The following is a 21,671-nucleotide window of genomic DNA, read 5'->3' as shown; positions in this document are numbered from 1 at the left end:
GGCCGGGCTGTTGCGACGATTCCGGATTTCTTGCGTCATTCCGGGTGCTCACGAATCAGCTGCTCGAAGCGGTCGGCCTCGGCCCGCCCGAGCGGGCCGAGGGACCGCGATTCGACGATCGTCGCCGCCCTGACGGTGTACAGGTTGAACAGGCTCAGGATCGGACCCTGGCGTACCTCGCAGTACAGGATGCGGGAGAGCGGGTACACCTGCCGCCGCCTCCAGAAGCGACCCTGCTCGATGATGATGCACTCCTCGGTCAGGGCATACCTGTAGTACCGGTAGCGCTGCGGGATCAGCACCAGAGCGTCGAGCACGGCGAAGGCCAGCGCGGCGAGAGCGAGCAGACGGATCCACACGTCCCACTGCGGCGTGGTGAAGGACGCCCGGGACAGGGTGAAGGCAACAACGAGCAGCGCGACGACGCCGACAGCATTCTCCACCTGCCAGAAGACGACCGACCGACGGTCCAGTCGCCTCATGCGGGGGTTCGGACCGTCGGCGTCCGGCGTCGCCCTGTCAACCGCATCGGTCACCGCGGCGTCACGACTCACGTCGCACTGAACCCGAAGGCTCGCTCGCCGCGGCCTTGCTTCTCGCCTGCCGCGCCCCCGCCCATATCCAGAGCAGCGTCACCAGGCCAGCGACCACCACCACGTACGGCTTTCCTGCCGGAATTCGCCCTTGGACGATGAGCACCACGGCTGCGATCACGAACAAACATGGAACCACCGCACCCATCCAGGCCGGCCCCCGGCGCGCCATGAGCAGGTGAAGGCCCAACACCGCCAGCACCGCCACAGTCACGCCGATAAGCGCAAGATTCTGCGACACGCGCTACCTCCTCTTTCGGCCCGAATCGGGCAGGACAAGGGACGGCGGATCCGCTGCCGCCCGGCCGGTTGTTATGTGTTGACTTCGGCTCACGAGGCATTTCTTTTCTTCAAAACGTTATCATCACCGTCGTCGAAGCGCTTATTCTGCCGCGTCTCAGCATTGGCCGGTGGTAGCGACTTCAGCTCAGCGGCGATCCGTAGCAGCTCCTGCGATATCCGCAGGGCCACGTGGCCGTTACGAGTGAGGTTGAGACCCCGGACCTCACGTTCGAACAGCTCAACTCGGCAGACCTTCTCCACCTCACGAATGTGATAGAGGACAGTCGATTTGCCATATCTGAGCTTCTTCGCGGCCTCCGAGACGCTGCCAGACGAGGCGGCGGTAACGAATGTTCTCAGCATTTCGGTATTCATGTGCTCCCCCATGTGACGTGCGGTTCACTGCCAGCGCTTCCCCCAATGACGTGCGGCCTACTGCCAGTCGGCGTCGATGCGTCCAGCTGGGTTGATCATCAGCAAAGCTGCGCTGAGCGCGATCTTGCGGCTGGGAGTTGAGCCAGCACCTCATCCCCCACTCTGGATCAAGCCGACCCCATGGCTTTTGCAGCGCTTGGGGCCGGCCAGGCACAAGGTATCAAAGGTTGAACCCCGCTAGGGCCCTTGCCATTGGCCGACGACTGTCGCTTACGGCTGCCCCGCAGCCCATGGTGATCCATCGGCACGCCGATTGCTGACTCAATGTCTGAAAGTTGCCATTCAGTGACGTCGGCCCATGCCAAGCAGTGCCCGTTAAGGGCCTTAGGTTAACTTCCGCCACGTTGCCGGGACGATGAGCGGACCTAAATACCACGGCGGCCATAACCTAGGCAACTGCCGTACGGAAACTTCGTCGTTCGTCGCTGTCTCTGAATGTGGGTGTTAGTTTTTCCTCGCCCAACCGGGGCGGAATTACAGCGGGTCGTTTCTGCAGGGAGTTCCTCTGCTTCACCTGTTCGAAACGCCACGATTATTGGAGGGTTCAGATGGGCTGGTTGACTCTGGCAGCGAAGATCATCAAGGCCGGCGCCAAGTACGGCACACGGTTCGCGAAGTGGGTGTGGGCGAACAAGACTCAGATCCTCAAGTGGTCGAACGCCGGCTACACCGTCTACGAGATCGTCCAGCTGATCGCTCGCATTCTCGGGCTGGCCTAAGCCCTTTCGGATCCCCCAGATCCTGAGCGCCTGTTGACGAAAAGGGGAGGTCGGCCATTCATCGGCCGCCTCCCCTTTTCGTATGCGTATGCAAGGCGCAACGCTGATGCCTATCAGCGGCGTGCCTGGTCGCGTTCGGCCCGAGTTCGCCGGGGCGGCAGTCGCTCTGGATGGACACCCCCCCGGGGCGGCCCGAGCAGGGCCGCAGGTGTCCTCGGTCAGGCTGCGGGCGTCCAGGCGTGGGCGGCTAGTGGCGGGTCGAGCGGTGCCCGGGTGAGCCGGTTGGCGAAGGTGGACATGGTGTACGCGCCGACGCCGAGCACCACGTCCAGCGCGTGCCGGGGCTGGTAGCCGGCGGCCAGGAAGTCGTCCATCTCGTCGTCGGGCACTGCGCCCCGGTGGTCGAGCACGGCCAGCGTGAATCGGCGCAGCGCCTCCAGGCGCGGATCGGGCAGCACCGACCCGGCACGCAGGGCGGTGATCAGCTCGGGGGTCGCGCCCAGTCCGGTGAGCTTGCCGGTGTGCAGAGCGACGCAGAAATGGCATTCGTGACTGGTGGAGACCGTCAGGATGACCACCTCCCGGTCCAGCGGGGCGAGGTCGGTCTGCTCGAAGCCTGCGCTGGCGGCGAGGAAGCCGCTGAGCAACTGAGGCGAGTCGGCCATCAGGGCCACCGGGGTGGGCAGCCAGCCGAACCGGCCGCGTACTCCCTCGATGGACCGACGGGCGGCGGCGGGTGCGGTCTCAGCGGTGTGGGCGGTGAAGACGGACACGGTTACCTGCTTTCCGGAGCCTGGTTCGGCGGACGGTAAGATAGTCAACATGGTTGACGAAATAGTAAACGTGGTTGTCGAACATGGCAACCGCTGATCCCGTGCGTCCCGGCTTCGCGCTGCCGCTGCTGCTGCTGGCCGGCTTCCGGACACTGATCGACGACCTGCACGCCGAGCTGGCCCGGGAGGGGCATCCGGAGCTGCGACCGCTGCACGGGTTCGTGCTCCAGGCCGTCGGCGCGGACGGCACCACAGCCACCGAGCTGGGCCAGCGGCTGGGCATCTCCAAGCAGGCCGCCGGCAAGACCGTCGACCGGTTGGTGGCCGTCGGCTACCTGGAGCGGGTCGACGACCCCTCCGACGCCCGACGGCGGCTGGTCCGGGTGACCCCGCGCGGCGCGGACGGGCTGCGCCGCTCAGCCGAGATCTTCGACCGGCTGCGGGCACAGTGGACCGAGACGCTCGGCCCGGAACGGGTCACCGCGATGGAAGACGACCTCGGAACGATGGCCTCGGCCAACTGGTTCCGACTCGACGTGCCCGGCTGGTTCGGCGGCTGATCGTGGGTGCGGGCGAAACCTCCGGGCCACAGTGCGGGGTGCCCAGGTCGGGTGCGGGAGCGCCCGCGGCCAGCCGGCTGAGTGGACGGTCAGCGAGTGCGGGCCAGCTCGACGAAGGCCCGCCACGCGGCCGGGGTGAAGGTCAGCAGGTCGCCGTCGCGGTCCTTGGAATCGCGGACGTGCACCCGGCCCGGCAGGTTGTCGGCGACCTCGACGCACGCGCCGGCGTCGTTGCCGCTGCGGGTGGACTTGTGCCAGCGGGCTCCGGTCAGATCCATGGCTTCACGATCTCCTCGAGCAGGTCGATCGACTGCTGCCGGGGCAGCGCGTCACTGCGCAGACTCTCCCACCTTCCGAGCAGGGTCGCCACCTCGAAGATGTCGTCCACGGCGGTGCCACCGGTCTGGTTGTCGAGGAAGCCGAGCCAACTGCCGTCGGCGGTGCGGCCCAGGATGAACGGCCCGAAGAGGCCGGCGTGCAGGCCCACGCCCTGCGGCAGCACGTGCACCCTGATGTGCGGACGGCGGGCGCACGCCACCAGGTGCCGCAACTGCTCGGCCAGCACCCCGGCGCAGCCCTCCGCGAAGCGCTGCAACGCGGCTTCGTCGATCACGGCGGTGAGCTGCGGCGGGTGCTCCCGGTCGAGGATCGTCTGCCGCTCCAGCCGGGCCGCCACCAACTCCTCCACCCGGTCGGCGGTGAGCCCGAGGTCGAGCCGGAACACCGCCCGGGCGTAGTCGGCGGTCTGCAACAGCCCGGGAATCATCGTCGCGCCGAAGCACCGCAGTTGGGTGGCGACCCGTTCGACCTCCAGCCAGGGGCGGAACCAGACCGGCTCGCCGTCGCGCCGGCCCAGCTCACGCAGCGAGACCAGCAGGCCGCCGGTGTCGAGCACCTCGTCGGCCCGGATCAGGTACGCCTCGTTGGGCGCCGTCTGACCCAGCTCGACGGCCGACACCATGGACGGCGAGTAGTGCGCCCGTTTGCCGTACTCCTCCTGGGTCAGCCCGGCCGCGAGCCGGGACCGCCGGAGCTGCTCCCGGATAAGCGCCGCCGTGGACACCACTGTGGTCACCGCACCCCACCTTCCGCCGCGATTGTCGGGTCGTACGACCCATCTGCCGCACGGTAGCGAGCGCCTGACACTGTGTCATGCCGTGACGCGCATATCGCGGTAACCCGAGCTGCGACCCCGCCTGACCGCCCGGCTCGGCCGCCTGGAAGTCGAGTGGATCAACGACCGACACAGTCGATCGAAAACCGTCACAGGTGATCTCTAAGATCATTGATGCCGATCGGGTCGGGGTGCTGCGAACCTGGCTTCTTCCGACCGGCTCATCCCTCACCAAGGAGATCCATGAGATCTGTGCACGTTGCGCGTGGCAGGCTCTTGCGCGGCCTGACCGCGCTGGTCGTGGGCACCGCAGGGGTCGCCGTGGCCGCTGGCCCGGCCGCGGCCCAGGACGACCCCGGCTGGGTCGACGGCTGGCTGGGTGACGTCACTGTCGGCGGCCCCGGCGCTCCCGGCCGGACGGTGCCACTGACCCTGAACAGCACCGGCGCCAGCCAGCCCCGGGTGACCATCGACCTGACCGGCCTGGTCGGCGTGGCCACCGCCGGCTTCCCCGACTACTGCGTCACCCAGGGCACCTCGGTGACCTGCCCGATGCCGCCGACGGCCATCGACGAGTTCGGCACGCTCACCGGCACCGTCCCGGTGGTGTTCCGGCCCGCGCCCGGCGCTGTCGACGGCGCGACCGGCACCCTCGACTACACGGCGCTCGGCGAGCAGACCGAGGCGTACACCCAGCAGGCGACTGTCACAGTGCGGTCCGGGCCCGACCTGCTCGACACCGTCGACGAGCACCTGACCGGCGTCGAGGTGGGCGACAACCTCGCCGTACCGGTGTCCGTGGTCAACGCCGGTGACCAGCCGGCGGTGGACCTGCGACTCACGCTCGGCTTCCCGGTGGGCCTGGTTCCGCCCAGCTACCGTAACTGCCGGTACGGCACCAACCAGTCGCTCGCCACAGTGGTGGTCTGCACCGTGCGGGGCACGTTCACGCCCGGCCAACGCCACGAACTGCGGGGTGGGCTCGACACCACTGTCGGCCCGGCGACGCTCGGCAGCAAGCGGATCACCCAGGCCGTACAGCCGCTGGCCAGTGCCGGGCCGCTCCCGACCGGCGTGAAGCTCAAGCGCCGCGACGCCGACCAGGCACTGCGGCTACGGCCGGTGGGCGCGGCGCTCGACGTGATCCCGGTCGAGGCGACCCGAGCCGACGGCCAGACCTACCTGCGCGGCGTGCACGGCGCCTTCGACATCGTCGCCAGGGGCGCGGCCGTCACCGGAGCCGTCGGGGACACCGTGCGGGTCACAGTGGGTCTGCGCAACAAGGGTCCGGGCGTGCCGGATGGCACCCTCTCCGGCGATGGTGTCGGGGCTTTCCAGTTCACCCCACCCACCGGGGTCACCGTGCTGGCCACGCCGTCGGGTTGCTGGCTCAGCGGTGACGAGGAAGAGCCCGAGACCGTCCCGGCAACCTGGTACTGCAACGGGTCGGGGTCGGTCTTCCCTGCCGGCAAGACGCACACGGTCGGGTTCGACCTGCGGATCGACAGCCACACCGGGGTCCCCGGCAAGGTCCAGCCGTCCCAGCGCTACCCCCGGGTGGACGACAACCCGAGCAACGACATCGCCCCGGTCACCGTGAGCTGACCGAGGCTGAATAATGCGGGCCGGTCACTGACGATTCAGTGACCGGCCCGCACCGCGTCGCCAGGGTCAGTCCGGCCGCGCGCCGCGACCGCCCGAGTTGCTCCCGGATCAGCGCCGCCGTAACCCCCTCAGTCGCCCGAATAAAGCCGCGACGGATCGACGAGAACGACATCGGGACGCTGACCGGCCGCGTGCCGAAGCTCGTCGGTGAACCCCGCCGCGCTCGCGAGCAACAACCGGGCGTCCCGCACGTCCAGGCCGGGCCGCGCGGCGAGTAGGTCACGTGCCCGGCTCAGCCGATCCAACTCGGGCAGACCCAGCGTGCGACCCCACTTGACCTCTCCGATGGCGAGCAGCGGCCGAGGGCCGTCGCCGAACGGCGGCTCACCGAACGCCACCAGGTCGAGTTCCAGGCTGGTGCGGGTGGAGGGATCGGTGAGGACGGCCGCGCTGGCCTCCGCGACGACACCGCCGAATGTCTCCGGCGCGGCGAAGCGCAGGGCCCACTGCCGGACGATCTCCTCGAACGCTGGCCCCAGCACCCCGCTTGAGTACCGGCGATTGGAACGCCTCCAGACGTCCGCGCCGCGCCGCTGCTCCAAGGCCGTCCAGGAGGGCCGCATGACCGCCTGATAGAAGGTGATCAGGGGTTCGGCGATGCGGTAACGGCTACGCCCACTACGGAGCGGATCGGGCTCGCGAATGAGGAGACCGGCGTCCTCAAGGACGGTGAGCGGGTGCTGGAGGTCGGTGGCCTTCCGTCCGATGTACCCGGCGATCCCCCCTCGGGTGCCGTTGCCTTCGGCGACCGCGGACAGCACAGAATGGTAGAGCGCGGTGTCCCGCAGGTCGGGATCCTCGGCGAGCAGATAGCGAGCCTCGCGGAACAACGGGCGGGCCGGATTCAGCACGGCGCGCACGACCCAGTCGTCGAAATCGTCCGGGCCGTCGGGCACATCGTCCTGGACGTATTCCCGTCGGTAGGCCGGCGTGCCCCCGACGATGGCGAACACGCGGGCAGCGAGGGCAGGATCAACGATCCCCCAGAACGTCGCGGCGGCCCGATAGTCCAACGGTGGCACGGGCAGTTCCAGCCCCGCCCGTCCGCGCAGCGGGGCCGAACCGGCAAGCAGACCACCCATGAACGACAGTGCCGAACCGCACAGCAGCAGGCGCGTACGAGATTCGGTGCGCTCGACCCGGCCCGGCGTGAGGGCGTGCTGAATGATCGACGGGAGATCCCGACTGGATCGGGCGAGGTAGGGGAACTCGTCGATCACCACGGTGACCGGGCGGCGCTGGCCCAGTGCGAGCAGCGCGTCGACCGCACTCGACCAGTCTTCCAGGCGAAGCGGACCAGGCGCGTCGGTGTGCCGGCCGAGAGCCTCCCCGAGTCGACGCAGCGATTCTGCCGGGGTCGCCTCGGTCGCCCCGAAGTAGAAACCGTCGGTAGCGCGGGCCAACTCGTACAACAGCAGAGTCTTGCCCTGCCGGCGACGGCCGCTGACCACGCCAAGCGTCGCGCCGGGCCGGTCGTCCGCGGCGAACCGGACCAGCTCCGCCCATTCGACGTCACGGTCGAAGATTTCCGCTGGTTTGGAGAGCTTCACTGCCACATCCCCACAGAACGTAGAACTACGCTTCTAAGAAGTGTAGTTCTACGTTCTGTCAGCCGTGGTTCAGTCCAGCCCGCCGTACGAGTGCAGACCGGTGAAGAAGATGTTCACGCCGAACAGGTTCATCAGCATGGTGAGGAAGCCGAGCACCGCGATCCAGGTGGCCACGTTGCGTTTCACGCTGGGCGTCGCGCGGGCGTGCAGGTAGCCGGCGTACACCACCCAGGAGATGAACGCCCAGGTCTCCTTCGGGTCCCAGCCCCACGGACGGCCCCAGGCCGCCTCGGCCCAGATGGCACCGGCGATCACCGCGAAGGTGAAGATCGGGAACGCGAAGGCGTGCAGCGCGAAGGTCAGCCGCTCCAGGCCGGCAGCGCCGGGCAGTCGCTTGGCCAGGGTGTACGGGAAGCTCCGCTTGCCCTGCTCGTACCCGTTGCGCATCAGGAAGCCGACCGCCGGCACCACGCCGAGCAGGAAGATGCCCGACGCGAAGACGATCGTCGAGACGTGGATGACGAACCAGTACGAGTTCAGCGCCGGGACCAGCGGCACGATCGGCACGTACAGCACCAGCTCGGCGGTGGCGACCAGCAGCACCATCACCAGGGTGAGGAAGAGCCCGAGCTTGCGCAGCGACTGTCGCTTCCAGAGCACCACCAACCAGGCGGCCACCCCGATGAACGTCACGGTGAGCACGAACTCGTACATGTTGCCCCAGGGCATCCGGTCCGCGGCGAGCCCACGGGTGACCAGCGCCGCGAGGTGCAGCGCGGCGGCGACCGCAGTGGCGCCCACCCCGATCAGGCCCGCCAGCCGGGCCCGCCCGGCGGAGCGGTCGACAGTGGGTGACGAAGGGACCGGCGCGGGGGGCGTCGGGACGACACCGCCGCCGGCACCGACCAGCTCGCGCACCGGCGCCGCCGTGGCGACCCGGGTACGCACGTTGCCCAGCGCGTACTCGACGGCGTGGCCGATCATCGCGATCAGGTACGCCAGGATCGCGAATGTCACCAGATTGTCGGAGAGTGCGGACATCACTCGGCTCCTTCTCGCACGCCGGCCCGGTCAGCGGAGTCAGCGCCAGCACCAGCCCGTTCGGCACCGCTGACGGCGGCGACCAGCTGGGTGAACTCGTCGGCGAACCCTGGATAGTCGGTACGCGGCAACCCACCGACCTCCATCAAGCTACTACCGCTCGTCGGAGATCCTTCCCCGGGGTCGGCCGGCGCCACCCGGAAGAACACCCGGCGGCGCTTCCCGAACAGCGAACCCATCAGACCGACCAGCAGGACGCCGCAACTGACCAGCAGCATCGTCGAGCCGGGATCGTGCCGGACGGAGAGGGTGACGTACCGCTCGGTGCCCAGGAACTCGACTGTCGTGCCGTCGTCCAGCTTCCAGGTCTCGCCCTTGCGGAGCAGTTTGGTGCCGACCTCCTTGACCTTGCCGGCCCGCACCTGCCGCTGGTCGAGTTGGTAGACCGAGCCGGGGATGCCGGCGTCCAGGCCGAGGTTGCCCCGGTAGGCGACCAGGTTCAGCGCCGGGTTGCGCTCGGTCGGGTACTGCGAGCGGACGAACGGCGCCTGCTCGGGCGCTGTGGGCAGGTAGATGCCGGTGAACGCCATCTGCTGATCCGGTGCGCGCTGGCCGGTCGCCGGGTCGACGTTCGCGTCCGGGAAGGCCGCCAGCCCCTCACTGGTGAGGCCCATGTCGCCGGTGGTCAGGAACGGCTCGTCACTGATCTGGCTGTTGCCGAACCGGTCGGTGTAGCGGATCACCGGCGCGTACCCGTGGCCGAGCAGGTAGACGCTCGCGTCGTTCAGGCGCAGCGGCGAGTTCACCGAGAAGTCGGCACTGCGGGTCGGCTCGTCCGGGCCGTCGACGGTGACCGTGGCGTTGAAGAACTCCGGCTGGCCGGACGCCAGGAACCGGGCCTCGAAGTCGTCCAGCCGCAGGCAGAAGCCGGGCAGGTCGGCGCTGTCCACCTGGGGGCCGAGCTTCGCCTCGGCGTACTGCTGGCGGGTGTTGCAGAACGCGTTGTCCGCGCCGGCCACCAGCAGCCGGTTGCCGCTCCAGCCGTACCAGGAGCCGAGCGCGACCCCGATCAGCACCGCGATCAGCGAGGTGTGGAACAGCAGGTTGCCGGTCTCCTTGAGGTAGCCCTTCTCGGCGGAGACCTCGTCGCCGCGCACCTCGACGCGCCAGCGGCGCTTCCGCAGCGCCTCGGCGATCGCCGCCGCCCCACCGGGCGGGGCGGGCAGCACAGTGTGCTGCGGCAGCCGGGCCATCCGCTTCGGCGCGGCCGGCGGACGCGACCGCAGTGTGCGGACGTGGTCGCGCAGCCGGGGCGTGATGCAGCCGATCAGGGAGGTGAACAGCAGCAGGTAGATCGCGGAGAACCAGACCGACCCGAAGACCTCGAACGCGCCGATCCGGTCCAGTCGGGGAGCCCAGTCCGGGTGGTCGACGAAGTACTCGTTGACCTTCTCCGGGCTGATCCCGCGCTGCGGCAGCACCGAGCCGGGAATGGCGGCGATCGCGAGCAGGAAGAGCAGGATCAACGCCGTACGCATGCTGGTGAGCTGCCGCCACGAGTTGCGCAGCAGGGCCAGCAGCCGGTTCGGCCGGCGGCGTGGCGCGGGCGCCGCGGTCTCCGGTCGGTCGTCGACGACCGTCATCAGATGCTCACCTCGCCCACCCCGACGGTGGTCTGCAGCCAGATCACGAAGCTCTGCCATCCGCCGGTGACCAGGGCCAGACCGATCAGGATGAGCAGGGCGCCGCCGACCCGGGTGACCCAGCGGCTGTTGCGCCGGACGGCGCGGAAGACCCCGAGCAGGCGTTCGAAGCCCAGCCCGAAGACGATGAACGGTATCCCCAACCCGAGGCAGTACGCCACGGCGAGCACCACGGCTCGGTCGCTCTGGCCGCTGGCGGTGGCCATGCCCATCACCGCGCCGAGCGTGGGGCCGGTGCAGGGCACCCAACTGAGCGCGAAGACCGCCCCGAAGACCGGTGCGCCGAGCAGCCCGGCCGACGGCAACCGGGAGATCCGGAACTCCCGTTGCAGGGCCGGGATCATCCCGAGGTAGCTCAACCCCGCCACGATGATCAGCACGCCGACGCCGATCTGCAATTCGCGCTCGTAGTCGAAGAACACCCGGCCGATGCTGGCGAAGAGGATCGCGGTGGCCACGAAGACGACAGTGAAGCCGCCGATGAACAGCAGCGTCCCGGCGAGCACCCGACCCTTGACCGCGCCCGCCCGCGCGACCCGTTCCTTGACCGCGACACCCCCGCTGGCCGGCGCGGGATCGGCCTCCGGCCGCCGGCCCTCCAGGTCGGCGCCGGCCAGACCGGTCACGTACGACAGATAACCCGGGACAAGCGGAAGCACGCACGGGGAGAGGAAGCTGACCAGGCCGGCGAGCGCCGCCGCGCCGATGGCGAGCAGCAGCGGCCCGCTGAGGGCCAGTTGCTCGAAGGTCTCACCCATCAGTTCGACGCCGGCTTCTCGGCGGCGACCCGTTCGACGATCGGTTGCAGGCCCTCCTGCTTGACGGCGGCCCGGATCACCGCGGCGATCCGACCGTCACGGTCGAGCACCACAGTCGCCGGCACGCTGTTCGGCGGGATGTCCAGCGCGAGTGCCGTCTTGCTGGACGGGTCGAACAGGCTCGGGTAGGTGACCCGGCCCTTCTCGAACGCCTTGGCTTTGTCCCGCGAATCCTGGACGTTGATGCCGAGGAAGTTCACCCCGGAACCCTTTGTGGCCTGATAGACGGCTTCCAGGTCGTCCGCCTCGGCGCGGCACGGCGCGCACCAGGAACCCCAGAAGTTGACCACCACTACCTGACCGCGTGCCTCGCTGACGTCGTAGCTGCCGCCGAGCAGCAGCTCACCGGCGAGCTTCGGGGGTGCGGAGCGCTGGTCCGGTGCGCACTCGAAGATCCCGTCGGTGGTGGTCGTGCAGGTCTTCTCCTGCGCCTTCGACGACGTGCAGCCGACCAGCGCCACGGCGGCGACGGTGGCGAGCAGACCGGCGGTCCACCTCCGGGCGTTCATCAGGCCCCCTTGGCCGTCCGGGCGGTCGCGGAGAGAGCGATCAGGTGCGCGGCCGGCTCGCTGTAGCCGATGCCCACCACCTTCGCGTCGTCGAAGTGGAACGAGGTGAGGCTCGCCAGCCCGCACTGCCGCTTGCGCGGGTCGTGCCAGAGCCGCTTGCGCTCGACGTAACGCCGCAACGTCCAGATCGGGAGCTGGTGCGACACCAGCACCGCCTCGCGCCCCTCGGCGGCGACCCGGGCGGCCTGCACGGCGGCGAACATCCGCTCGGCGATCACCCGGTACGCCTCACCCCAGGACGGGGTCACCGGGTCGCGCAGCACCCACCAGTTGCGCGGGTCACGGAACGACCCGTCACCCGGGGAGACCTTCTTGCCCTCGAACCAGTTGGCGCTCTCGATCAGCCGCTCGTCCACCCCGACCGGCAGCCCGAACTGGGCGGCGATCGGCTCGGCGGTCTGCTGGGCGCGCTCCAGCGGACTGGCCACCACGTGCACGATCTCCCGCTCGGCCAGGCCCTGCGCGGCGGCCTTGGCCATCTGCACACCCAGCTCGGAAAGGCGGAAACCGGGCAGCCGGCCGTAGAGGATCTGGTCGGGGTTGTACACCTCGCCGTGCCGAAGCACGTGGACCACCGTCTTGCTCAAGGCTGCGCTCCCTCTGTTCGCGACTGCGGGGCTCGCAAACCCGGCTCACTCCTCGCGCTCACGCTCAACCCCCGTGACCGGCCGCTGCCGCCGCGTTCGCCGCCGTCGGCAGCGCGTCGGCGATGTGCTCCAGAGCGGCGTCGTCGAGCGCCGCCGACACGAACCACGACTCGAAAGCGCTCGGCGGCAGGTAGACGCCTGCGGCGAGCATCGCGTGGAAGAACGCCTTGAACGCCGGCACCTGCTGGGTGCGCGCGCTGTCGTAGTCGACCACGTCGGCGTCGGTGAAGAAGACCGAGAACATGCTGCCCGCGTACGACAGTCGGTGCGGGACCCCGGCGGCGGCCAACGCGTCGGACGCCAGCTTGCCCACGACGGCGGCCGTCTCGTCGAGGCGCTGGTACAGCGCGTCGTCGGCGAGCCGCAGGGTCGCCAGGCCGGCGGCGCAGGCGAGCGGGTTACCGGAGAGGGTGCCGGCCTGGTAGACCGGGCCGGCCGGCGCGAGTCGCGCCATGATGTCCGCGCGCCCGCCGAACGCCGCGGCGGGTAGGCCACCACCCATGACCTTGCCGTACGTCCACAGGTCGGCGTCGGAGGCGTCGAGGCCGTGCCACCCGGCGCGGGAGACCCGGAACCCGGTCATCACCTCGTCCACCACGAGCAGGGCGCCGTGTGCGTGCGCGATCCGGGCGAGCTGCTGGTTGAAGCCGTCGCGGGGGGCCACCACGCCCATGTTGCCGGCGGCGGCCTCGGTGATCACCGCGGCGATGTGCTGGCCCTCGGCGGCGAACGCCTCCTCGACGGCCCGGATGTCGTTGTACGGGAGCACTATCGTCTCGCTGGCGGCCGCGCCGGTCACGCCGGGCGAGTCGGGCAGGCCCAGGGTGGCCACGCCGGAGCCGGCGGCGGCGAGCAGCGCGTCGACGTGGCCGTGGTAGCAGCCGGCGAACTTGACGATCTTCGAGCGGCCGGTGAAGCCGCGGGCCAGCCGGATCGCCGACATTGTCGCCTCGGTGCCGGAGTTGACCAGCCGGACCTGCTCCATCGGGGTCCGGTCGACGAGTTCGGCGGCCAACTCCACCTCACCCGGTGTGGGCGTGCCGAAACTGGTGCCCCGGGCGGCGGCGGCCTGCACGGCCTCCACCACCTCCGGGTGGGCGTGCCCGAGGATCAGCGGACCCCAGGAGCAGACCAGGTCGACGTAGCGGCGACCGTCGGCGTCGAACAGCCACGGGCCCTCACCACGGACCATGAAACGCGGGGTGCCGCCGACCGCCTGGAAGGCGCGCACAGGGGAGTTCACCCCGCCCGGCACGATGGCGCGGGCGCGGTCGAACAGGGCCTCGGAGGCCGGCGCGTCGGCTGGGTAGCGGCCGGATCCGGCGGGAAAGATGTCGGTCACGATGCCGCCATTGTGACAGCGCCGGACGGTCAACCAGCAGCCACCCCGTGGTGGGGTTACCCGGCTCACCTGTGACTCACGCCGGTCGGCAGCGCCGACACGGGGGGGCTTCATGGCCTGGACGGCAACGGCTCGCGGCCTCGACAGGCCAGGTCGGTCGGATCGCGCTAGGCTGACCGGGTGGATCGTGCCGAACTGTCCATCACGCTACACCGGACGGGCGACGAAGCAGTCTTGCGCCTGGCCGGTGAGATCGACATGCTCACGGCGGCCCAGCTCTCCACCGTCGTCAACGAGGTGCTGGCCGACCCCCCGCCGAAGATCGTGCTCGACCTCGGCGGCGTCACCTTCTGCGACTCGCAGGGCCTGGGCACCCTGGTCGTGCTCAGCCGCAAGGCCAGTCACGCGCAGAGCCTGCTGATGCTGACGCACGTGGGCGACTTCCTGATCCGCGTCTTGGACATCACCGGCCTGCGCAGCGCCCTGATGATCCGCAACGACCAGCCCACCGGCTGAGCCGCCCCGCCACTGTCAGGCGGTGTTGCCCCAACGGGCCTGTTCGAGCAGCCGTACCGCCCGGTCGCGGACCTCCGGGTCGTCCGACCGGAGCTGCGCGGTCGCCTCGTCGACAGCGTCGGTGAGCCGCCGCCACTGCGTGTCGCGCTCCCGGACCAGATCCGACTGGGTGGCGAGCTGCCGGGTCTTCACCCACAGCTCCACGAAGACCGACACCTTGGCCCGCAGCACCCACGGGTCGAACGGCTTGGTGAGGTAGTCCACCGCCCCCACCTGGTAACCCCGAAGGGCGAGCTGGGCGTCCCGGTCGGCGGCGGTGAGGAAGATGATCGGCACGTGCCGGGTCCGTTCGCGGCGCTTGATGTGACTCGCCGTCTCGAAGCCGTCCATGTCCGGCATCTGCGCGTCCAACAGGATCACCGCGAAGTCGTCCACCAGCAACTGCTTGAGCGCCGCCTCGCCGCTCTCCACCGCCACGGACTGGACCGGCAGGCCCTGAAGGATCGCCTCCAGGGCCGTCAGGTTCTGCCGCCGGTCGTCCACGAGCAGCGCTTTGGCCATCTGGGTCACGAAGTCTCCTCGGTCCGGCTGCCGTTGATCCAGGACGACATCAGTTCGATCAGGTCGTCCAGGTCGACCGGCTTGGTGATGTAGTCGCTGCCCCCGGCAGCGAGTGCCGACTCACGGTCACCCGGCATCGCCTTCGCGGTCAGGAAGACCACCGGAAGGTCGGCGAACCGGTGGTTGCGGCGAATCTGGCGGGTGGTCTCGTAACCGTCCTGGTCGGGCATCATGGCGTCCATCAGCACGATGTCCACCTCCGGATGCTCGGCCAGCAGACGGACACCGTCCGCCCCGTTGTCCGAGTACAGCACGGTCATCCCGTGCAGCTCCAACGCGCTGGTCAAGGCGAAGACGTTGCGGACGTCGTCGTCCACGATCAGCACCGTGGCGCCGTCCAGTTGACGGGTGGCAGGTGCCTCCGGCCGTTCCGGCAACAGATCCAGCGGCGGCATCAACAGCGACGACGGCAGCCCGGCGCGCTGCGGCGACGGAGCCTGCGGCGCGACCACCGCGTCCGGGGCCAGCACCTGCGGCACGAACAGGGTGAAGGTCGAGCCCTGACCGGGCGCGGACGACACGGTGATGGTGCCGCCGATCAGTCGGGCCAGATCGCGGCTGATCGACAGACCGAGGCCGGTGCCGCCGTACCGGCGACTGGTAGTGCCGTCGGCCTGCTGGAACGCCTCGAAGATGATCGACAGCTTGTCGTCGGAGATGCCGATCCCGGTGTCGATCACGGTGAACGCGATCACCTGCTGGGCGTTCGTCAGCGCCGGCACGTCGAAGACCGCGTTCTCCGCGGCCGGGGCGATCCGCAGCGTCACGGCGCCGTTGTCGGTGAACTTCACAGCGTTGGAGAGCAGGTTGCGCAGGATCTGCTGCAACCGCTGCGCGTCGGTCACCAACGCCGGCGGCAGATCCTTGCTCACCCGTACCTGGAAGTCCAGGTTCTTCTCCTCGGCCTGCGGCGCGAACGCCTGCTCGACGTAGCCGCGCAGCTCGGTGAAGCGAATCTCGGTCGGCTCGACGTCCATCCGGCCCGCCTCGATCTTGGACAGGTCGAGGATGTCGTCGATCAGTCGCAGCAGGTCCGAGCCCGACCCGTGAATGGTCCGGGCGAACTCGATCTGCTTCGGGCTGAGGTTCTGCTCCGAGTTCTCGGCCAGCAGACGGGCCAGCAGCAGCAACGAGTTCAGCGGGGTCCGCAGCTCGTGGCTCATGTTGGCCAGGAACTCCGACTTGTACGCCGACGCCCGGGTCAGCTGCTGCGCCTTCTCCTCCAGGCCCAGCCGCGCCAGCTCGATCTCCCGGTTCTTGGTCTCGATGTTGCCCTTCTGCTCGGACAGCAGAGTGGCCTTCTCCTCCAGCTCGGCGTTGGTGCGCTGCAACTCCGCCGACTGCTCCTGCATCTCGTGCGCCAGCCGCTGCGACTGGGCCAGCAGCTCCTCCGTACGCCGGTTGGCCTGGATGGTGTTGACAGCGATGCCGATGGTGAGCACCAACCGCTCCAGGAACGACAGGTGCAGCTCGGAGAAGGCCGACACGCTGGCGAACTCGATCACCCCGAGCAGCTCGCCCTCGAACAGCACGGGGAGCACCACCAGGTCGGACGGGGGTGTCTCGGCCAGGCCGGACCGCAGGGTGAGACGGCTGTTCGGGGAGGCGCTGACCCGGATTGTGCGACGGGAGAGCGCTGTCTGCCCGACCAGCCCCTCACCCGGCCCGAAGGTGACGTCGTGCCCCCGTGCCACGTACCCGTACGAGGAGGTCAGCCGCAGCCGCATGCTGCCGTCGGTGTCGTCGGCCAGGAAGAAGGCACCGAGCTGGGCGTCGACCAGCGGAGTCACCTCCGTCATGATCATGCGGCAGACCTCGCCGAGGTCGCGCTGGCCCTGCAGGAGGCCGCCGATCCGGGCGAGGTTGGAGTCCAGCCAGCCCTGCTCGGCGTTCTTCTTCGTCGTCTCCCGGAGGGTGACGATCATCTGGTTGATGTTGTCCTTCAGCTCGGCGACCTCGCCCTGCGCCTTGACCGCGATCCGCTGGGTCAGGTCGCCCCGGGTCACCGAGGTGGACACCTGGGCGATGGCCCGCAACTGCGTGGTCAGCGTCGAGGCGAGCTGGTTGACGTTCTCGGTGAGGTCGCGCCAGGTGCCAGAGACGCCCTTCACCTGCGCCTGACCGCCGAGCTTGCCCTCGATACCTACCTCGCGGGCGACCCGGGTCACCTCGTCGGCGAACGACGACAACTGGTCGACCATCGTGTTGACAGTCGACTTCAGCTCCAGGATCTCGCCCTGGGCGTCCACGGTGATCTTCTGCGACAGGTCACCCTTCGCCACGGCGGTGGTCACCGAGGCGATGTTGCGGACCTGGCTGGTCAGGTTCGACGCCATCGAGTTCACATTGTCGGTCAGGTCGCGCCAGGTGCCGGAAACGCCCTTCACCTGCGCCTGACCGCCGAGCTTGCCCTCGGTGCCCACCTCGCGGGCCACCCGGGTCACCTCGTCGGCGAACGACGAGAGCTGATCCACCATCGTGTTGACAGTCGACTTCAGCTCCAGGATCTCGCCCCGCGCGTCCACGGTGATCTTCTGCGACAGGTCACCCTTCGCCACCGCGGTGGAGACCTGGGCGATGTTGCGGACCTGGGCGGTCAGGTTGGACGCCATCGAGTTCACGTTGTCGGTCAGGTCCCGCCAGGTGCCAGCGACCCCGCGTACCTGGGCCTGCCCACCCAACTTGCCCTCGGTGCCCACCTCGCGGGCCACCCGGGTCACCTCGTCGGCGAACGACGACAACTGATCCACCATCGTGTTGACAGTCGACTTCAGCTCCAGGATCTCGCCCCGCGCGTCCACGGTGATCTTCTGCGACAGGTCACCCTTCGCCACCGCGGTGGTCACCGAGGCGATGTTGCGGACCTGGCTGGTCAGGTTCGACGCCATCGAGTTCACATTGTCGGTCAGGTCCCGCCAGGTGCCGGAAACCCCCTTCACCTGCGCCTGACCGCCCAGGTTGCCCTCGGTACCCACCTCGCGGGCCACCCGGGTCACCTCGTCGGCGAACGACGACAACTGGTCGACCATGGTGTTGACGGTGTTCTTCAGCTCCAGGATCTCGCCCTGGGCGTCCACCGTGATCTTCTGCGACAGGTCGCCCTTCGCCACGGCGGTGGAGACCTGCGAGATGTTGCGGACCTGGCTGGTGAGGTTGCCGGCCAACTGGTTGACGTTCTCGGTGAGGTCCCGCCAGGTGCCGGAGACGCCGCGCACCTGGGCCTGACCGCCCAACTTGCCCTCGATGCCCACCTCACGCGCGACCCGGGTCACCTCGTCGGCGAACGACGACAACTGGTCCACCATCGTGTTGACGGTGTCCTTCAGCTCCAGGATCTCGCCCTGCGCCGCCACCGTGATCTTCTGCGACAGGTCGCCGCGCGCCACCGCCGTCGAGACCTGAGCGATGTTACGGACCTGGGCGGTCAGGTTCGACGCCATCGAGTTGACGCTGTCGGTCAGGTCCTTCCAGGTGCCGGCCACGTTCGGCACCTCGGCCTGGCCGCCCAACTTGCCCTCGGTGCCCACCTCACGGGCCACCCGGGTCACCTGCTCGGCGAAGAGCCGCAGCGTGTCGGTGAGGTAGTTCATCGTGGCGGCCAGCTCGGCCACCTCACCACGCGCGCCGACCGTGATCTTCTGCGACAGGTCGCCCTTGGCCACCGCCGTCGCCACCTGCGAGATCGACCGCACCTGGCCGGTCAGGTTCGACGCCATGGTGTTCACCGAGTCGGTGAGGTCCTTCCAGGTGCCGGCGACGCCCCGCACGTCGGCCTGGCCACCCAACTTGCCCTCGGTGCCCACCTCACGGGCCACCCGGGTCACCTCGTTGGAGAACGACGACAGCTGGTCCACCATCGTGTTCACGGTGCGCCCGATGCGCAGGTACTCACCGCGCAGCGGCCGACCGTCGATCTCCAACGCCATGTGCTGGGACAGGTCACCGTCGGCGACCGCCACGATCACCCGGGCGATCTCGGTGGTCGGTCGACCCAGGTCGTCGATCAGCGAGTTGATCGCCCGCTGCCCCTCCGCCCAGGAGCCGTCCAGCCCCTCGTCGTCGAGCCGCTCGGTGAGCCGGCCGTCACGACCGACGATCCGGCTGATCCGCCGCAGGTCAAGGTACTGCCGCTCCTGGAGCGAGACCACCTCGTTGAAGGCGTCCGCCACCTCACCGGCCGCGCCGGCCCGGCGGGGAAGCCGGACCTTCAGATCGCCGCGCCCGATCCGTCGCAGTGCCTCGGCCAACTCACCGAGGAGCGCCTCGTGGTCGGACGCGGACGGATCCGCCACCGACTGCTTCGACGTGGTCATCATTCCTCGCTCAACTCGGGGGGCGCCGGTCCGTGCGGACACACCGGCACCCCATATTGTGCCCGCGCGCGCCGTGGTGCCAGGGTGCGCGACCCGCCAGGTGGCATCGATCGCGCGTCAACCCGCCCGATCGGCGTCGAGCCGGCACGGCGCGCCGCAAACCTCGCCCAGCCCCCGCACCGGTCGTTTCGACGCGTCACCCAGCACGCTGCCACCGGTGCCGCTGACCGACGCGACAGCCCGCGATCGGTGATCGGCTTGGCACCCGGCAGGGGGACGGTGGAGGATACGGGGGTGCCAGACGAGGCGGGGCCCGCGACGGCCGGGGCCCGGGACGGGGCCGTCCGGCGTGTGCGGCTGCCCGCCGACCGCCGTACGCCGGCCGCCGCCCGCGCCGTGGTCCGCTCGGTGTTGACCGAGTCACACCTGGACGAGCTGGCCAACGAGGCGCTGCTGCTCACCACCGAGCTGACCACCAACGCCGTCGAGCACGCCCGCACCGAACTGGACATCGAGGTCGTCGCGGACGAGATCGGGTTGACCGTCACCGTCTCCGACTTCGCCCCCGGTTCCGGCGACGAGCTGACCGTCGGCGACCGCAACGACTCCACCGAGATCAACGAGGTCTCCGTGCGGGGCCGGGGCCTGCTGCTGGTCGACCACTTCGCCAGCCGCTGGGGCACCACGTACCTGCCCACCGGCAAGGGCGTCTGGTTCCGGCTGGACCGCCCCGGCGTCGACCCGCCCTCCGGCGGGAGCATCGGCGAATCGACACCGGCCAACGCCGGCCCCCGGACGAGCACCGACGGGTCCGCGCCGAGCGCCAGCGCGATGAGCGAACTCATGCAGACCGCCCCCGACCTGTACGGGGACGACCCGCTGCCCGACTTCGCCACCAGCCTGCTCAGCCGGGTCGCCGAGATGGTGGGCGCAGCCGGCGGCACGATCCGCCTGGACCGGGGCGACGGGCAGGGCCGCCAGGTGCTGGCCCGCTTCGGTCGGCCACCCCGCCCCGACAGCGACCTGCTCCGGGTGCCACTGACCGTGCACCGCCCGTACGCCGGGGAGTTGGAGCTGGACGCCGCGCCGTCGGCGTACGCCCAACCGTTGGCGGTGCTCACCGCCGAGCGGCTGTCGCTGCACCTGGAGAACGACCGGCTGCGCCGGGCCGACGTCCGCCGGCAGGTGTGGCTGACGTTCCTGGCCGAGGCGAGCGAACTGCTGGCCCAGTCGCTCGACGTCGACCTGACCATGGCGCTGGTGCCGCAGTTGGTGGTGCCGCGACTCGGCCAGTGGTGCGCGGTGCACACCACCGATGAGTGGGGTCGGCTCCGGCTGGCGGCGGCCAGCCACGCCGACGAGTCGATGCTTCCGCAGTTGCACAAGGTGCTGGCGGAGACCGGGCCCGATTCGATCCAGGCCCGCCTGCGCGAGGCGTCCCGCAGCGCGGCGCAGATCCCCCTGGGCGGCCCGATGGAGGGTTTCGCCGTCCCGCTGATCGCCCGCGGGCAGCGGCTCGGGACCCTGGCGGTGGGGCGGCACCAGCGGCACCGGCACGACCCGGACGAGGTGGCAGTGTTGGAGGACGTGGCCCGGCGGGCCGCGCTGGCCATCGAGAACGCCCGGATCCACGCCGAACGCCGTCGGGTGGCGCAGACGCTCCAGCAGTCTCTGCTGCCGCCGGTGCTGCCGCTGGTGGACGGAATCGGTTTCGCCGCCGAGTACGTCCCGACCGGCGACGACGCCGAGGTGGGCGGCGACTTCTACGATGTGGTGCCGCTGCCCGACGGGCGCTGGCTGGTGGTGATCGGTGACGTCTCGGGCAAGGGTGTCCAGGCGGCCGCGGTGACCGGGCTGGTCCGGGACGTGATCCGGGTGCTGGTCGGCGACGGCAAACCGTTACCGGAGGCGCTGGCACGGCTCAACGAGACACTTGTCGAGCGCGGTGGCGGTCGCTACTGCACGCTCGCGCTGGCAGCGGTCGGGCCGGGCGAGGGTGACCAGTTGGACGTCTCGCTGCACCTCGCCGGGCACGACCGGCCGGTGTTGCTGGCCGCAACGGGCGGCGCCGGGTTCGTCGGCACCGGCGGCACCGCCCTCGGCCTGCTCGACACGATCACCTCGCCGACGGCGGAGATCACGCTCGCGCCGGGCGATTCGCTGATCTTCTACACCGATGGCGTCACCGAGCGGCGGCGCGGCCGGGAGTTGTTCGGCACCGATCGACTGCGCGACGCCGCAGCGCCCCTGGCCGGGTATTCGGCCGACGTGGTGGCCGCCCGGCTGCGCGCCGCGGCGATCAACTTCTCGGTCGAGCCGCCCCGGGACGACATCGCCGTCCTGGTGCTCCGCAACGACGCGAGCTGACCGCCGCGCCGCCCTCGGATATTCGGTCCGCTCGGTAGATTGA

At 69.7% G+C, this 21,671-nt stretch carries 20 protein-coding genes; 5 read left to right on the top strand and 15 right to left on the bottom strand.

Annotated elements, in window-relative coordinates; translation table 11 throughout:
• Nucleotides 1-35: 35 nt before the first annotated feature.
• From OHB44_RS02545 to OHB44_RS02535, 3 genes are all read right to left on the bottom strand, one after another.
• Nucleotides 36-482 (bottom strand): PH domain-containing protein, encoded by a 447-nt coding sequence (locus OHB44_RS02545; RefSeq protein WP_266303967.1) that lies wholly within the window; start codon nt 480-482, stop codon nt 36-38.
• Between the two features lie 61 nt (nt 483-543).
• Nucleotides 544-834, bottom strand: a complete 291-nt coding sequence (locus OHB44_RS02540; protein ID WP_238683235.1) for a hypothetical protein — start codon at nt 832-834, stop codon at nt 544-546.
• Nucleotides 835-923: 89 nt separating this feature from the next.
• On the bottom strand, nt 924-1,250 hold the full coding sequence (locus tag OHB44_RS02535; protein WP_238683234.1) for a LysR family transcriptional regulator: 327 nt from the start codon (nt 1,248-1,250) through the stop codon (nt 924-926).
• Between the two features lie 608 nt (nt 1,251-1,858).
• Here OHB44_RS02535 and OHB44_RS02530 point away from each other — a divergent pair.
• Nucleotides 1,859-2,029 carry an aureocin A53 family class IId bacteriocin gene (locus OHB44_RS02530; protein ID WP_238683233.1) on the top strand — a complete coding sequence of 57 codons (171 nt, stop codon included), beginning with the start codon at nt 1,859-1,861 and terminating at the stop codon, nt 2,027-2,029.
• A gap of 218 nt (nt 2,030-2,247) precedes the next feature.
• On the opposite strand, the gene OHB44_RS02525 is transcribed toward OHB44_RS02530, so the two are convergent.
• Nucleotides 2,248-2,802, bottom strand: coding sequence for a carboxymuconolactone decarboxylase family protein (locus OHB44_RS02525; protein WP_330439518.1), 555 nt, complete (start codon nt 2,800-2,802; stop codon nt 2,248-2,250).
• A gap of 83 nt (nt 2,803-2,885) precedes the next feature.
• On the opposite strand from OHB44_RS02525, the gene OHB44_RS02520 reads away from it, so the two are divergent.
• Nucleotides 2,886-3,362, top strand: coding sequence for a MarR family winged helix-turn-helix transcriptional regulator (locus OHB44_RS02520; protein WP_238683231.1), 477 nt, complete (start codon nt 2,886-2,888; stop codon nt 3,360-3,362).
• An 89-nt stretch (nt 3,363-3,451) separates the two neighbouring features.
• On the opposite strand, the gene OHB44_RS02515 is transcribed toward OHB44_RS02520, so the two are convergent.
• Together OHB44_RS02515 and OHB44_RS02510 are read right to left on the bottom strand one after the other, a co-directional pair.
• Nucleotides 3,452-3,640 carry a DUF397 domain-containing protein gene (locus tag OHB44_RS02515; RefSeq protein WP_330439517.1) on the bottom strand — a complete coding sequence of 63 codons (189 nt, stop codon included), beginning with the start codon at nt 3,638-3,640 and terminating at the stop codon, nt 3,452-3,454.
• On the bottom strand, nt 3,631-4,437 hold the full coding sequence (locus OHB44_RS02510) for a helix-turn-helix domain-containing protein (RefSeq protein WP_238683229.1): 807 nt from the start codon (nt 4,435-4,437) through the stop codon (nt 3,631-3,633). The genes OHB44_RS02515 and OHB44_RS02510 overlap by 10 nt, the downstream gene beginning before the upstream one ends.
• Nucleotides 4,438-4,719: 282 nt before the next feature.
• On the opposite strand from OHB44_RS02510, the gene OHB44_RS02505 reads away from it, so the two are divergent.
• Nucleotides 4,720-6,081: a hypothetical protein gene (locus OHB44_RS02505; protein WP_330439516.1), complete on the top strand. Its 1,362-nt coding sequence runs from the start codon at nt 4,720-4,722 to the stop codon at nt 6,079-6,081.
• 128 nt (nt 6,082-6,209) lie between these two features.
• Here the strand turns inward: OHB44_RS02505 and OHB44_RS02500 are convergent, their stop codons facing one another.
• The 7 genes from OHB44_RS02500 to hemL all read right to left on the bottom strand — a co-directional run bounded on the left by OHB44_RS02500 (nt 6,210) and on the right by hemL (nt 13,811).
• A complete protein-coding gene (locus OHB44_RS02500; RefSeq protein WP_238683227.1) occupies nt 6,210-7,691 on the bottom strand; it encodes an AAA family ATPase in 1,482 nt (493 codons plus the stop codon).
• A 69-nt stretch (nt 7,692-7,760) separates the two neighbouring features.
• Nucleotides 7,761-8,732: a c-type cytochrome biogenesis protein CcsB gene (gene ccsB, locus OHB44_RS02495; protein ID WP_330439515.1), complete on the bottom strand. Its 972-nt coding sequence runs from the start codon at nt 8,730-8,732 to the stop codon at nt 7,761-7,763.
• Nucleotides 8,732-10,375, bottom strand: a complete 1,644-nt coding sequence (gene resB / locus OHB44_RS02490; protein WP_330439514.1) for a cytochrome c biogenesis protein ResB — start codon at nt 10,373-10,375, stop codon at nt 8,732-8,734. The genes ccsB and resB overlap by 1 nt, the downstream gene beginning before the upstream one ends.
• Complete coding sequence (locus tag OHB44_RS02485) at nt 10,375-11,193, bottom strand: cytochrome c biogenesis CcdA family protein (RefSeq protein ID WP_238683224.1); 819 nt, start codon at nt 11,191-11,193, stop codon at nt 10,375-10,377. The genes resB and OHB44_RS02485 overlap by 1 nt, the downstream gene beginning before the upstream one ends.
• On the bottom strand, nt 11,193-11,762 hold the full coding sequence (locus OHB44_RS02480) for a TlpA family protein disulfide reductase (RefSeq protein ID WP_238683223.1): 570 nt from the start codon (nt 11,760-11,762) through the stop codon (nt 11,193-11,195). The genes OHB44_RS02485 and OHB44_RS02480 overlap by 1 nt, the downstream gene beginning before the upstream one ends.
• Entirely contained in the window at nt 11,762-12,409 is a 648-nt protein-coding gene (locus tag OHB44_RS02475; protein ID WP_266303973.1) for a histidine phosphatase family protein, read from the bottom strand. Before OHB44_RS02475 ends, OHB44_RS02480 begins: the two co-directional genes overlap by 1 nt.
• A 64-nt stretch (nt 12,410-12,473) precedes the next feature.
• Complete coding sequence (hemL, locus tag OHB44_RS02470; protein ID WP_330439513.1) at nt 12,474-13,811, bottom strand: glutamate-1-semialdehyde 2,1-aminomutase; 1,338 nt, start codon at nt 13,809-13,811, stop codon at nt 12,474-12,476.
• A gap of 180 nt (nt 13,812-13,991) precedes the next feature.
• Between hemL and OHB44_RS02465 the strand changes: the two genes are divergently transcribed.
• Nucleotides 13,992-14,327, top strand: coding sequence for an STAS domain-containing protein (locus OHB44_RS02465; RefSeq protein WP_088951070.1), 336 nt, complete (start codon nt 13,992-13,994; stop codon nt 14,325-14,327).
• Nucleotides 14,328-14,342: 15 nt separating this feature from the next.
• Here the strand turns inward: OHB44_RS02465 and OHB44_RS02460 are convergent, their stop codons facing one another.
• Together OHB44_RS02460 and OHB44_RS02455 are read right to left on the bottom strand one after the other, a co-directional pair.
• Complete coding sequence (locus OHB44_RS02460; RefSeq protein ID WP_091395745.1) at nt 14,343-14,897, bottom strand: response regulator; 555 nt, start codon at nt 14,895-14,897, stop codon at nt 14,343-14,345.
• The gene (locus OHB44_RS02455) at nt 14,894-19,264 is read right to left on the bottom strand and encodes a HAMP domain-containing protein (RefSeq protein ID WP_372488280.1); all 4,371 of its coding nucleotides are present in this window, start codon (nt 19,262-19,264) and stop codon (nt 14,894-14,896) included. Before OHB44_RS02455 ends, OHB44_RS02460 begins: the two co-directional genes overlap by 4 nt.
• A 291-nt stretch (nt 19,265-19,555) precedes the next feature.
• Between OHB44_RS02455 and OHB44_RS02450 the strand changes: the two genes are divergently transcribed.
• Nucleotides 19,556-21,628, top strand: coding sequence for a SpoIIE family protein phosphatase (locus OHB44_RS02450; RefSeq protein ID WP_330439512.1), 2,073 nt, complete (start codon nt 19,556-19,558; stop codon nt 21,626-21,628).
• Nucleotides 21,629-21,671: the final 43 nt, after the last annotated feature.

This window comes from Micromonospora sp. NBC_00821, assembly GCF_036347035.1.
GTDB lineage: Bacteria > Actinomycetota > Actinomycetes > Mycobacteriales > Micromonosporaceae > Micromonospora > Micromonospora hortensis.
Note: the sequence above shows the minus strand (reverse complement) of the source record. Positions and strands in the feature narration are given on the sequence as shown.

Bases quoted from the DNA above. Each gene is read 5' to 3' on its own strand.
- OHB44_RS02545 (WP_266303967.1), bottom strand. From the start codon at position 482: ATGAGGCGACTGGACCGTCGGTCGGTCGTCTTCTGGCAGGTGGAGAAT.
- OHB44_RS02515 (WP_330439517.1), bottom strand. From the start codon at position 3,640: ATGGATCTGACCGGAGCCCGCTGGCACAAGTCCACCCGCAGCGGCAAC.
- OHB44_RS02535 (WP_238683234.1), bottom strand. From the start codon at position 1,250: ATGAATACCGAAATGCTGAGAACATTCGTTACCGCCGCCTCGTCTGGC.
- OHB44_RS02455 (WP_372488280.1), bottom strand. From the start codon at position 19,264: ATGATGACCACGTCGAAGCAGTCGGTGGCGGATCCGTCCGCGTCCGAC.
- OHB44_RS02485 (WP_238683224.1), bottom strand. From the start codon at position 11,193: ATGGGTGAGACCTTCGAGCAACTGGCCCTCAGCGGGCCGCTGCTGCTC.
- OHB44_RS02505 (WP_330439516.1), top strand. From the start codon at position 4,720: ATGAGATCTGTGCACGTTGCGCGTGGCAGGCTCTTGCGCGGCCTGACC.
- ccsB (WP_330439515.1), bottom strand. From the start codon at position 8,732: ATGTCCGCACTCTCCGACAATCTGGTGACATTCGCGATCCTGGCGTAC.
- OHB44_RS02520 (WP_238683231.1), top strand. From the start codon at position 2,886: ATGGCAACCGCTGATCCCGTGCGTCCCGGCTTCGCGCTGCCGCTGCTG.
- OHB44_RS02530 (WP_238683233.1), top strand. From the start codon at position 1,859: ATGGGCTGGTTGACTCTGGCAGCGAAGATCATCAAGGCCGGCGCCAAG.
- OHB44_RS02480 (WP_238683223.1), bottom strand. From the start codon at position 11,762: ATGAACGCCCGGAGGTGGACCGCCGGTCTGCTCGCCACCGTCGCCGCC.
- resB (WP_330439514.1), bottom strand. From the start codon at position 10,375: ATGACGGTCGTCGACGACCGACCGGAGACCGCGGCGCCCGCGCCACGC.